This is a genomic window from Arthrobacter sp. TmtSoilC77 (assembly GCF_059739415.1).
The window spans coordinates 3,644,063-3,656,273 of sequence record NZ_AP046050.1 but is presented as its reverse complement, the minus strand read 5'-3'; the positions used below and the strand labels follow the sequence as shown (position 1 = coordinate 3,656,273).

Genomic DNA, 12,211 nt, shown 5'->3' with positions numbered 1-12,211 from the left:
GGGGGAGTGATCTAGATTGTTGGCGAGGGGCGTCGCCGTCGATCTAGCGGACTATCTGGATCTCCGTGCCGAATTCCGGCACCCTGGTCCCTACTCCCAGGAGTTCCGCCACTGCCGCAACCGTGCGTTCGGCCGCTTGGCCATCACCGTAGGGGTTTACAGCATTTGCCATTGCATCAAATGCATCCTGCTGATTAAGGAGCCGATCAACTTCCTTGACGATCGTCTCCTCGTCCGTGCCGATGAGAGTGACGGTGCCAGCGTGAACAGCTTCGGGACGCTCCGTGTTGTCGCGCATAACCAGGACAGGCTTTCCCAAGCTGGGTGCTTCCTCCTGAACTCCACCGGAATCCGTGAGGACTACGTGCGCGAGGGACAGCATCCGTGTGAATTCGCCATAAGCCAACGGCTCAGTGACGATCACGTTTGCCTTACCTTCGATTGCCGGCAGGACTGCTTCTCTGACGACTGGATTCTTGTGTGCAGGAAGCACTACGACAAGATCCGGTTCGGCTTCGGCTATTCGGGCCAAAGCGCGCCCTACACCCCGCATGGCGTCACCTTGATTCTCGCGGCGGTGCGTGGTGACCAGAAGGATCCGGCGGCCGCTGGCCGCAAGCTCTTCGAGCTTGGGATCGGTGAAAGGGACATTCTTATTGACTGTGGTGAGGAGCGCATCGATCACGGTGTTCCCGGTGACGACGATGTCAGCCTCGTTGATGCCTTCCGCCAGCAGATTGGCTTTGCTGGTGCTGGTCGGGGCGAGATGCAAACTGGCGATCTGGCTGGTGATCTTACGGTTCGCCTCCTCCGGGAATGGAGAGTACAAGTCGCCGCTTCGAAGCCCGGCTTCGACATGAACAACAGGGATACCGTGATAGAAAGCCGCGATGGCGGCAGCAGTCGACGTCGTGGTGTCGCCCTGAACAATGACAGCATCGGGTTTGTTGCTGCTGAATAATTTGTCCAGGCCATCGATGGTCCTGGTCATAATCGCCGACAGGGACTGACGCTGCTGAAGGATGTTTAGGTCGTGGTCTGGAATAATCCCGAAGAGTTCGTTGACCTGATCCAGCATTTCGCGATGTTGACCTGTGACAGTCACTACGCAATCGAAATCGGTAGATTGTTGAAGGGCGGTGACGATCGGAGCCATTTTGATGGCTTCCGGGCGAGTACCGAAAATTGGCATGACGATTTGCATGGATTCCCCCGGGAAGGCAATGGCTGATCAACCGATGCTATCGCACAGCCAATCGAGGTGATTAATTGTGTGCGACGCCCAACATGCCTCAACCTGCAAACATCAAGGTCAGTACCAGTAGCGGGATGCTAATAGAGACGAGTATCACAATGGTCAGGGCTACCAGCCGCTTTTGCCGGGGGCTGGCTTTCCGTGATCCAGTACTGATGCTCGGTTCAGAAGAAGCCGTGGGTTTGGGCGCAGTGCTACCGCGGGCAGGCCGCGCCGGCTTCGGAGAGGCTGAGAGCCTGGATTCTGAACGAGCGCTATCTACGGTGCCCTGAGTGCCGGGCAAAGTAGATGTGGGAACATCCCCTAGGAATCGACGTTTGCGCATGTGTCGTGGGGACGGCGAAAGTGCCGCCGTTTGGCGGACAGTATCTGTCACGTCTTCACTCCTCAGCTGCGTCCAGATGGAACATGGCCACGCACAATTGTTGCATCCGAGGAGCAAGGGGCCACATTTGGGCAGAAGAGGCCCTCCCAGCCGCACCGTTAGCGGCATGGATTATCTGTATGCCGACAAACGGCGAAGTCGCCATTGAAGGGCGGTCCTGGTGCACCTTCAGCACTTGGACCGCCCTTCCGGCATCGCTTAGCCGCGGTCGGAATAGAGCGCGTCGTTCTTGGCGCCAGAACCGTTGGTTACGTTGATGTAGTAGTACTTGCCGGAGCCAAGGGACGTGCCGCCTAGTCTTGCGGTCACCGATTCCAGGCGTGGATTGATGCCTCGCTGCTTGCCATAGCTCGGGTTGTAATTAATCGCCGTGACGGTCTTGTCGAAGACGCGGCCGTACTTGTCGGTCCATTTCACCTGCACTGTGCCGCCGCTGAGGTTTTGCCCAGTGACCAGGACGTCTCCATTGCCATAGAAGATCGAATCGGTAATCACGGGGGTCATGCTGCCCGCCTTCATCTGGTCGAGCAAGGGGGCCCATGTCCCGGTGCAGGTGTAGAACGGATCCCACATGTACGAAATGATTTTGACGGGCGAGTTGCCCAGCACCTGGAGTTGCCTGTCGTGACGAGCCTTGAAGCTCTGTCCTCGATAGTTGCCGTCGCATTGGTTCTGGCTGGTTGCTGGCGCCATACCTTCCATGTTCGCCCACAGCTCTACACCGGTCCCGTCGATTCCTTCGGCCATTGCGGCGAAGTAATCGCGACTGGATGCCACATATTGGCTGCCCCAAGTGCCAGGACCAACGATGGAGGCTGCGAACTGATCCACGTTGGTTCCACTGTCGCTGCTAAAGAACGCCGCACCCTTCCCGGTCCCCATACCGTCTTGTGGAGCGATCGCGAGCCGAACACCGTTCGCTGTCCCGGCGATGTTCCTAATGCCCTGCCGGGCTTGGTCCAGGGTGATGTGGGCAGAATAGGCGGTGCGTGAGTCAATGTATGGACTGATCAATGCCGAGCGCGTTGGCATGTATTTTGCGATGGCGGCGTTTTGAATCGAGTACACCGTCAAGACGGCGTTCCATACGGAACCATTGCCTACAGGCATCTCCGTGTGATGGTAAAACCCAGCCAGACCTGCCACGTTATTAACTTTTGCCTGATACTGCAGGAACCTGGCGGTGAAGTTTGTGAACGTTGATTGGTAGGTAAGGTCCGGTATGTATGTCACCGTGGTGCTCCTCACAGGCGCGGGCATGCCTGCGTAGAACTTCATCCCCAGGGTGGTTGCCGCCTTGGCTACGGACAGAGTTATGGATGTTTGTTGGCCGCTGATGACCACCACGTCGTATGAACCATTTGAGGACGTGCACCCACTTCCTTGAGACGGGAGAACCAGCACGGTGAAAACGCTCGTACCGCTTGTGACCGTTTTGTCTCGAGGGCATGTCAGTGCCGGCGTCCCCCACTGATTTCCATCGGAATATGTGAAATATCGATTCACGACTACGCCGGCAGAAGCGGCGGTGGCACAGTTGACACCGTTAATGGAGCACGCAGCTGGGACGCTTGACAAAGTGGCAGGCTTTAGCGACGACCCAAATGTTATGACGGTATCCCCACCGACAGACTTAATATCTGTCAGTTTCTTCAAGTTGGCGTCATCACTCGTGCTGCCGAAAATGAAGTAGCCGCTTATTGGGTAAACCGGGGAGGGTGCAGCTTGGGCTGTGGATCCGTGAAGGAAACCCATCACCAAGACGAAGGCGGCCAAGAGGCTGGCAGTGAGATGTCGGGCATTGCTCGTGCTGAAGGTGTACGTCTCTGCTTTAAACTTTGCCACGGAGGATCCTTGGGCTCGTAGGGCTGAGACCTTGGACCTATGGCAAAAGGATGACCGGCATGCTTGTCGAATTCAAGAACTTGACGAAATCCTTCACGTACGACGATACGTCTGAAAGTCAACGAAATTTTGTGACAGTTCTTTTGCGCGGTTCGGCAGGAATTAACGAACTCTGTCACATCGAATTTGTGCCGTGAAACCGAAAATCCGGGAGTGTCCCACTAGTGAGGAGAACACTCCGGCTGCATCCACACGTCGATGAGCCCACCCGTTTCGACGACGAATCGGTCCAGCCATGCCGCGGCTGAAAGGTCGGGTTGCGAGCCGACCATTTGGATCTCAGTAGACGTGCATTGCCGCATTAAAGTACCTGCCCGCATGAGGTGGTAGTCGGACGTAACCACGGTGACGGACTTCCATCCGTTCTGCGCGATCAGCTCCGCAACGCCCTTGGCTTCGCCTCGCGTATTCAGCGGTGAGGGCCGGAAACAAATCAGGTCAGGTGCGTCGTCTTCATGGCACAAAGCGTCGCCCTCCACGTTGCCGGACAGGCCGGTCGTGGAGACCACCAAAATGGGGATGTCCAGGCTTTCCTGGAGTTCCTGGGCCACGGGAAGTCGTTCCCTACTTAACCCGCCCAAAACGACGATGGCGTCGGTCCGATGAGGCACTGCTCTCGGAGGGCTGTAAAAGAACTGAAAAGCGGCAATCAGCCACAGCAGCGCGATCGTCACGACCGACACTGCAGCCCAGAGCGCGGCGCGCGTGACGGAGGCGGTTTTGAGGGGCACGGGGACAGTCTATGGTCCTCAAATGTGCGTTCCGTACGTGGCGCCTGCCACCCGGGCAGTTACCGCGTATCAACGTCCTCGAACACCAGGAAAGTCTGGGTATCCAGCACTCCCTCCATGGACTGCAATTGGTCGAAGATCACACGGCGGAGGTGGATGTTGTCTGTGGCGCGGACCAGCAGGATGACGTCAAAGTCGCCGCCCACCAGCGCAATGTGGTGAACCTCGGGGATCGCCCGCAAGAGCTCCTTGAGTTCCCGCCAGGAATGCTGTTGGACCTTGAGGGTGACGTAGGCGGAAGACCGCAGGCCGGCTTTGATCGGGTCCACCAATGCCGTGAACTTGGTCAAGACCCCCTCGCCGGTAAGCCGCGCAATGCGCGAGTACGCATGTGCCCGGCTGATGTGCACGTTCTCGGCCACTTGCGTAATGGACATCCGGCCGTCAGTGGTGAGCTCGCGGATGATGTCCCGGTCAACATCATCCAGGGGCACGGCAGTCTGCTCCGCCTCGGTCTCGCTCACGTGGTCTCCAATTCGTCTACAGGACTGGCTCGTTACCCAGCTCACATTTGCAATTCGTCTTTCAGAATAGCCACTTCCTGCATGCTCTTCCATGATTTGAACGAAAGCTGGATACGAAACCTCCGTCCGGAACATACTGGAAGCACATAGTGGCTAGAGAAGGACGGACCAATGACGATCCACGCAGACCACACTGCGCCGGAAACGGCAGTAGAGGACACAGCTGCTGACGTCCAGAGAAAATTCGGCATCAGCGTAGAGGACTACATGCTGCCCGCCCGGCACCAGATCCAAATGGTGAATCCGGATGGAACCCTCCGCTCCCACGAAGAGCAGGGCACCGAACCCGGCCACGAGTACCCCACGCCAAGCGATGCTGAACTCATGGCTGCTTACGAGCAGCTCGTCGTCGGACGTCGTGTCAACGATCAGAACTCTGCGCTCGTCCGGCAGGGCCGCATGGCTGTCTATCCGTCAAGCCACGGACAGGAAGCCTGCCAGGTGGCGGCTGCCATGTGCCTCAGTGAAGGTGACTGGCTCTTCCCGACGTATCGCGACGCCGTCGCAGTGATGACCCGTGGTGTGGATCCTGTCGAAGCGATGACGATCTTCCGCGGAGACTGGCACGGTGGTTACGACCCCAAGAAGCACCACGTCGGGATCCAGTGCACACCGCTGACCACACAGCTGCTGCATGCCGTCGGCGTCGCGCATGCCGCCAAACTCCGCGGTGAGGACACCGTGGTGATGGCCATGTGCGGCGATGGTGCCACGAGTGAGGGCGACTTCCACGAGGCCCTGAACTTTGCGGCAGTCTTCCACCTGCCGGTCATCTTCTTCGTACAGAACAACAAATACGCGATTTCCGTTCCGCTCAGCCACCAGTCGGTGGCGCCGTCGCTGGCCCACAAGGCCGTCGGCTACGGAATGGCCGGTGAGCGGGTGGACGGCAACGACCTCGTCGCGCTCCTCGCCGTAATGGACCGGGCAGTGAAGCTGGCCCGCGAAGGCTCCGGACCTCTCCTGATCGAGGCGCACACGTACCGCATGCAGGCGCACACCAACGCCGACGATGCCACGCGTTACCGCCCCGACAGCGAGGTGGCTGAATGGCAGGCGAAGGATCCGCTGAGCCGAATGAAGTCCTATCTCACGCACAAGGGACTTCTGGACGACGCCGCCAATGAGCGCATTGCCGAACATGCAGAAGCCGTGGCAACCCAGTTGCGCGAGGGCCTCGGTGAAGACGTCCCCGTACAGCCGCTGGACCTCTTTAGGTACGTGTTCTCCAAGCCCACCCCACAGCTGAAAGAACAGTCTGAATTGCTGGCTGACGAACTCGCCCGCGCTGAAAGCGCCGAACACGGAACGGAGAGCGCAAAATGACCGTCACCACCAATGCCACCGGCACAACCACCGCCAACGTCAGCGCCGCCACCGCAAGCGCCGCCGCATCCGCTGCAGCTACCGCTGAAGCGAGCGGCCCTCAGTCCATCACCATGGCCAAGGCGCTCAACACAGCGATGGCCGATGCCATGCGTGCCGACTCCTCCGTGCTGGTCTTCGGCGAGGACGTCGGCATGCTGGGCGGTGTCTTCCGCATCACCGACGGCCTCATGGCCGAGTTCGGCGAGCAGCGCTGCTTCGACACTCCGCTGGCAGAATCCGGCATCGTCGGCATGGCTGTGGGAATGGCCATCAACGGCATGCGGCCCGTCATCGAGATGCAGTTTGATGCGTTCGCCTACCCGGCGTTCGAACAGATCGTCAGCCACGTCGCCAAGATGCACAATCGCACCAAGGGCAAGCTCAAGATGCCCCTGGTCATCCGTGTTCCATACGCCGGCGGCATTGGGGGAGTGGAACACCACTGCGACTCCTCCGAGTCCTACTACGCCCACACCGCCGGCCTGAAGGTCTACACACCAGCCACCGTTGCGGATGGTTACCGCATGCTCCGCGAAGCCATCGACTCGGATGATCCCGTGATGTTCATGGAGCCCAAGAAGCTCTACTGGTCCAAGGACCAGGTAGACCTGGACGCCTTGCGCGCAGAGCACGACGCCGGCACCTCCACCGAGGGCCGCGCGGCTGTCGCTCGTCAGGGCACTGACGCGACCTTGATTGCTTACGGTCCCTCCGTTCCCACGGCGCTCGCAGCAGCGGCCGCTGCCGCCGAAGAGGGCCGTTCGCTCGAGGTCATTGACGTCCGGACTCTCGTACCCTTCGACGACGAAACCGTCTGCGCGTCCGTGCGTAAGACGGGACGCGCCGTCGTGATCGCCGAGGCGCACGGCTTCGCCTCCGTGTCCTCCGAAATCGTGGCCCGCGTCCAGGAACGTGCGTTCCACTACCTCGCTGCACCGATCCGCCGTGTGACGGGCTTCGATGTTCCGTTCCCGTCTCCCAAGTTGGAGCACTACTACCTGCCAAGCGTCGACCGCATCCTCGACGCCGTCGACGACCTTCAATGGGAGGACTGACCATGAGCTCAGATATGCAGGTATTCCGTCTGCCGGACCTGGGGGAGGGCCTCACCGAGGCCGAACTCGTGAACTGGCTCGTCGCAGTCGGGGACGAAATCAAGGTCGATCAGCCGATCGCTGAAGTCGAGACGGCCAAGTCCATGGTGGAGGTGCCCTCGCCTTATGCGGGCACCGTGGCGGAGCTTCACGGTGAGGCAGGCCAAACGCTCGACGTCGGCAAGCCCTTGATCTCCATCGCTCGTTCCGGCGCGGCTCCTGTTGCGCCGGAAACTCCATCCACTGCCGAAGATGCGGTCTCGACTGGGATCGTGGCCTCGTCCGAGGTTGATGCGGCCGCCGAGACGTATCGCACGGAGGAGAAAGCTGGTTCCGGCAACGTACTTATCGGATACGGCACTCCTGGTGGCGTGACTGGAGGCCGGACCCGTCCGCGGAAGGCGGGCCTCGCCGTCGTCGATCCCGAAACGGAGGCCCGGGCCGAAACGCCGGTTGCTTCCGAGCCGGCTGTCGCCGGAACACGCATCCCGGGCAAGCTCAGTGCCGTCATTTCGCCGCTCGTCAGGAAGATGGCACGGGACCACGGTGTTTCCCTTGAAACTATCCAGGGCTCGGGTGCCAGTGGGCTGATCATGCGCCGGGATGTGGAAGCTGCGATCTCCACACCGGAAGCGCCTGAGGCTCCTTCTGGTCCTGTATCAGTGCAGGTTGCTGAAGGTGATCTGGACTCCCGTACCGGCCTGGCTGTGTCGGCCAGGACCCCGGTCCGTGGAGTTCGCAAGGCAGTTGCCGCGAACATGGCCAAGAGCCGCACGGAGATCCCGGAGGCGACGGTCTGGGTGGACGTAGATGCCACAGCATTGCTTGATATGCGTGCTGAACTGAAAAAGCGCGCCCCGCATGACACACCAGGCTTGCTGGCTTTCATCGCCCGATTTGTCACAGCTGGGTTAAAAAAGTACCCGGCGCTGAACACGCGCTTTGAAGTCCGCGAGGACGGCTCCCAAGAGATTGTCGGTTTCGACGGGATCAACCTCGGTTTCGCAGCCCAGACGGATCGCGGTCTTGTGGTGCCGTCTGTCCGGAACGCGCACCAGTTGAGCGCCCGCGAGTTGGACGCCGAGATCCGGCGGCTGACCTCGGTGGCGAGGGAAGGCAAGGCCACGCCCACTGAGCTCGGCTCCGGCACCTTCACGCTCAACAACTACGGCGTGTTCGGCGTAGATGGCTCGGCCGCGATCATCAATTACCCAGAGGTTGCGATGCTCGGTGTTGGCCGCATCATCGACAGGCCCTGGGTGGTCAACGGTGAACTTGCCGTGCGCAAGGTTACCGAGTTGACCCTCGCCTTCGACCATCGCGTGTGCGACGGCGAGACAGCAGCTGGCTTCCTCCGGTATGTGGCCGACGCCATCGAGAACCCAGGTGGGGCGCTCGCGGATATGTAGACGGACGGGGTCGGTGCCGATTGGCACCGACCCCCTCTGGGACTGTCGCTAAGAGCCAAGCCCCTTTGTCAGTGCTGCGAATTGCTGGGCGGCTTCGTTGCGTTTGTAAGGCGGACTTCCGCGGTACAGGCCCCGGTGAAGGTCGCCAATGAATTTCTCCGGCTCAAGCTCATGAACTTTTTCCAGAAGTCGTGCTCGTTCAGGCGCCTCGAGTAGGCCGGCAATATGCCTGCCAAAGAGTTCATTCATCGTTAAAGTCAGGTCGAAGTCGTTAGAAACCAATAGGTCAAACTCATTGTTGTAAATGTAGTCCTCATCGGATGGGCTCTCGGCAAGCCAGGTGAGCGCCGTCCCAATGTCTTCCGCATCCTTGGTCTTGTGCGTGCGCCCAGCAAGATCAGCGTGGTTGATTTGCATGCTGCGGAGCTGCGAGCTCAGCACGGGACCAATTTTTGGGGCCAGCACGAAATTCGCGTTGCTCGCTCGGGCGACGGATAGAGCCAAGTTTGGCGGTAGTGGATGCTCAGCGATTTCGACGGCGTTCAGTGTGGCCTCTACGTCCTCAATCACCAAGCGGAGCCTGTAGTTGGGGAGTGGTTTGTTACGGATGGTGCCGATGCGTCTAGCGAACCAACCTTGATCCCGGCATTGGCGGAGAAAGTTTTCGAAGAGAACGTCGGGGTCCATGTTCAATTTTCTAGCCCGTTCAACGCGATTGAACAGCGTACGGCATTGAACGTTTCTTGGAACCTCGATGGGCGTTCGAAGGTGCCCAGCCAGCGACCAAGGATTAAGTAGGCCCAAGCCTGACGCTGGGTCCTGCTCTTTGTGGGGCAAATCTTGGACAAATCCTCGCAAAAGACTTGGCTAAAAGTGCTGCCAACCCTGCGTACAATTTCTGTGGGGGTCAGCTGGTGGTCTCCAGTTGCCCGCGAGCAGCCGTGCATCGTGCGCTGTCGCCGTCGTAGAATGCCCAAAACATGGTAAAAAATCCCCGCATGCGCTCTCTGAGGACCGTAGGCTTCGCACTGGCCACGCTCATCATCACGGCGGGACTGGCCGTTCAGCCAGCTGTAGCGGATGACAATGACATCCTCCCGAGCCCAGCGCAATCACTGCTTCCGGCACCTGAAGTGGCCACGGATCAGTTCATTGTCGGGCTGCGGGACAACGTCAAGGCAGCCGCGGCTGCGGCTACTGCGGAGCAGGCTGCAGACCGCGCGGCCACCAAGCTCGGAGTGGCTGCCGAAAGCGCGCACCAGAACGCAGCGGGCGGGCAGGTCATCAAACTTGCCAAGGCCCTTTCAGGGACAACTGCTGAGCAATTCCTGAAAACCCTTCGTGCGGATCCCAACGTTGCCTACGCCGAAGCCGACGACATCATGCAGGTCGCGGCTGATCCGAACGATGCCTACTATTCAACGCAGTGGGATCTCTCGGAGGATTTGGCCGGCATTCGGCCTTCCGGGGCGTGGCAATACAACCATGGTGAAGGCGTAGTCGTCGCAGTGGTCGACTCCGGCATCACGAGCCATCCGGATCTCAACGCCAATGTGTTGCCCGGCTACGACATGATGTCCGATGCCGCCGATGCCCGGGACGGGAGCGGCAGGGATGCGGACCCTACAGACCCTGGCGATTGGTCTACGGCAAATCAATGCGAGGTGGGCAGCGCGCAGATTAATTCTTCGTGGCACGGAACCCACGTGGCGGGCACGATTGCAGCTATCGGAAACAACACCATTGGTGTGACGGGCGTGGCCCCGAAGGCAAAAATCCTGCCGGTGCGGGCGTTGGGTGCCTGCGGTGGGTATTCATCGGATATCGCAGATGGCATCATTTGGGCGGCAGGCGGCGTTGTTACCGGGGTACCAATCAATCCCAACCCTGCGCGCGTTATCAACCTCAGCCTTGGCGGCATCAGGCCCTGCTCTGCCACCTACCAAAACGCCATCAATTTCGCGCATAACGCTGGCGCGGCGGTCATTGTTGCTGCTGGAAACTCCAATGTTCAGGCGGCCGATTCCAGCCCTGCAAACTGCCAGAATGTCATCACCGTTGCCGCCAGCGACAGGGCAGGAGCAAAGGCGCCGTACTCCAACTACGGGAGCGTCGTGGATGTGACTGCTCCCGGGGGCAACATGAGTTCCTCGGGGCTGAATGGCATCCTGTCCACGTACAACTCAGGGACAACTACGCAAGGCACGCCGGGCTATGCCTTCATGCAGGGAACCTCCATGGCCGCCCCGCACGTGGCAGGCCTTGCGGCTCTCCTCTACTCGGCAGAGGGCAGTGCGCTCACTCCAGCGCTTTTGGAACAGCAGCTGAAGGACTCGTCCCGACCACTTCCTGCTGGTTGCCCGGCCGGATGCGGGGCCGGTTTGGTTGATGCCACAGCCGCCCTCACAACGTTTGGTGGGCATCTTCCGGTAACGCCTGCGCCAGTCGTATTCACAGACCGGGACGGCACCTCGAACGATACGTACACGATTCCCGCCACGGCTGGCGTTGAATACGTGGTGGGCGGAAAGGTTCTGGCCCCTGGCACCTACTCGGGCAGCGGGGCAGTGACCGTTACTGCCCGTGCTCTTGCAGATTATTCGTTGGTCCCATTATCAGTGGCTGAGTGGAAGTTCACCTTCAAGACGTCCTCTCAGAAAATCACTGATTTCGACGGCGACGGCAAGAGCGATGTCCTTGCCAGGGACAGCGGCGGTGTTTTGTGGTTGTATCCGGGCAACGGTTCCGGTGGCTGGCTTGCTGCCCGCAAGGTTGGTGCGGGCTGGAATGGCATGACGTCCATTGAGTCACCCGGTGATTTTAACGGGGACGGCAAGATGGACGTGATTGCGCGGGATCCGAGCGGTGTTTTGTGGTTGTATCCGGGCAATGGTTCCGGTGGTTGGCTTGCTGCCCGTCAGATTGGTTCCGGCTGGAATGGGATGGCCGCGATCGAGGCGCCTGGTGACTTCAATGGGGACGGCAAGGCCGACGTGATCGCCCGGGATGCCAATGGTGTTTTGTGGTTGTATCCGGGCAATGGTTCAGGTGGTTGGCTTGCTGCCCGCCAGATTGGTTCCGGCTGGAATGTCATGACCGCCATTGAGGGCCCTGGTGATTTCAATGGCGACGGCAAAGCTGATGTTCTTGCCCGCAACGGGTCGGGTGTTTTGTGGTTGTACCCCGGTGACGGCTCCGGTGGTTGGCTTGCTGCCCGCCAGGTTGGTTCCGGTTGGAACGTCATGACCGCCATTGAGGGCCCTGGTGACTTCAATGGGGACGGCAAGATTGACGTCGTTGCCCGCGACGGATCCGGTGTTTTGTGGTTGTACCCTGGTGACGGTTCCGGTGGTTGGCTTGCTGCCCGCCAGATTGGTTCCGGCTGGAATGTGATGACAGCCATCGTCTAGTCCAGTCCGAGTTCACCTGCCACCGGGTCATTCCGGCTTCTCCCAGCTGCGCATGGGTAGAATCGAGGCC

At 59.8% G+C, this 12,211-nt stretch carries 9 protein-coding genes; 4 read left to right on the top strand and 5 right to left on the bottom strand.

All coding sequences use genetic code 11. The features are described from left to right. Positions 1–43: 43 nt before the first annotated feature. The 4 genes from wecB to AC6I99_RS16815 form a co-directional block, all read right to left on the bottom strand. Entirely contained in the window at positions 44–1,204 is a 1,161-nt protein-coding gene (wecB, locus tag AC6I99_RS16830; RefSeq protein WP_497961332.1) for a non-hydrolyzing UDP-N-acetylglucosamine 2-epimerase, read from the bottom strand. A 634-nt stretch (positions 1,205–1,838) separates the two neighbouring features. Further along, complete coding sequence (locus AC6I99_RS16825) at positions 1,839–2,987, bottom strand: hypothetical protein (protein ID WP_497961331.1); 1,149 nt, start codon at positions 2,985–2,987, stop codon at positions 1,839–1,841. Between the two features lie 719 nt (positions 2,988–3,706). After that, positions 3,707–4,276 carry a YdcF family protein gene (locus AC6I99_RS16820; protein ID WP_497961330.1) on the bottom strand — a complete coding sequence of 190 codons (570 nt, stop codon included), beginning with the start codon at positions 4,274–4,276 and terminating at the stop codon, positions 3,707–3,709. Positions 4,277–4,335: 59 nt separating this feature from the next. Continuing rightward, a complete protein-coding gene (locus AC6I99_RS16815) occupies positions 4,336–4,800 on the bottom strand; it encodes an Lrp/AsnC family transcriptional regulator (RefSeq protein ID WP_224165120.1) in 465 nt (154 codons plus the stop codon). 171 nt (positions 4,801–4,971) lie between these two features. On the opposite strand from AC6I99_RS16815, the gene pdhA reads away from it, so the two are divergent. Genes pdhA through AC6I99_RS16800 form a run of 3 tightly spaced genes read left to right on the top strand, consistent with a single transcriptional unit; the run spans position 4,972 to position 8,731 of the window. Continuing rightward, positions 4,972–6,186: a pyruvate dehydrogenase (acetyl-transferring) E1 component subunit alpha gene (gene pdhA / locus AC6I99_RS16810; RefSeq protein ID WP_497961329.1), complete on the top strand. Its 1,215-nt coding sequence runs from the start codon at positions 4,972–4,974 to the stop codon at positions 6,184–6,186. Continuing rightward, positions 6,183–7,283, top strand: a complete 1,101-nt coding sequence (locus AC6I99_RS16805) for an alpha-ketoacid dehydrogenase subunit beta (protein WP_497961328.1) — start codon at positions 6,183–6,185, stop codon at positions 7,281–7,283. The genes pdhA and AC6I99_RS16805 overlap by 4 nt, the downstream gene beginning before the upstream one ends. Before the next feature lie 2 nt (positions 7,284–7,285). After that, on the top strand, positions 7,286–8,731 hold the full coding sequence (locus AC6I99_RS16800; RefSeq protein WP_497961327.1) for a dihydrolipoamide acetyltransferase family protein: 1,446 nt from the start codon (positions 7,286–7,288) through the stop codon (positions 8,729–8,731). 48 nt (positions 8,732–8,779) lie between these two features. Here AC6I99_RS16800 and AC6I99_RS16795 read toward each other — a convergent pair whose 3' ends face one another. Beyond that, positions 8,780–9,418: a hypothetical protein gene (locus AC6I99_RS16795; RefSeq protein WP_497961326.1), complete on the bottom strand. Its 639-nt coding sequence runs from the start codon at positions 9,416–9,418 to the stop codon at positions 8,780–8,782. 311 nt (positions 9,419–9,729) lie between these two features. Here AC6I99_RS16795 and AC6I99_RS16790 point away from each other — a divergent pair, with 311 nt between their 5' ends. After that, positions 9,730–12,141, top strand: a complete 2,412-nt coding sequence (locus AC6I99_RS16790) for a S8 family serine peptidase (RefSeq protein WP_497961325.1) — start codon at positions 9,730–9,732, stop codon at positions 12,139–12,141. The last annotated feature ends 70 nt before the right edge of the window (positions 12,142–12,211 follow it).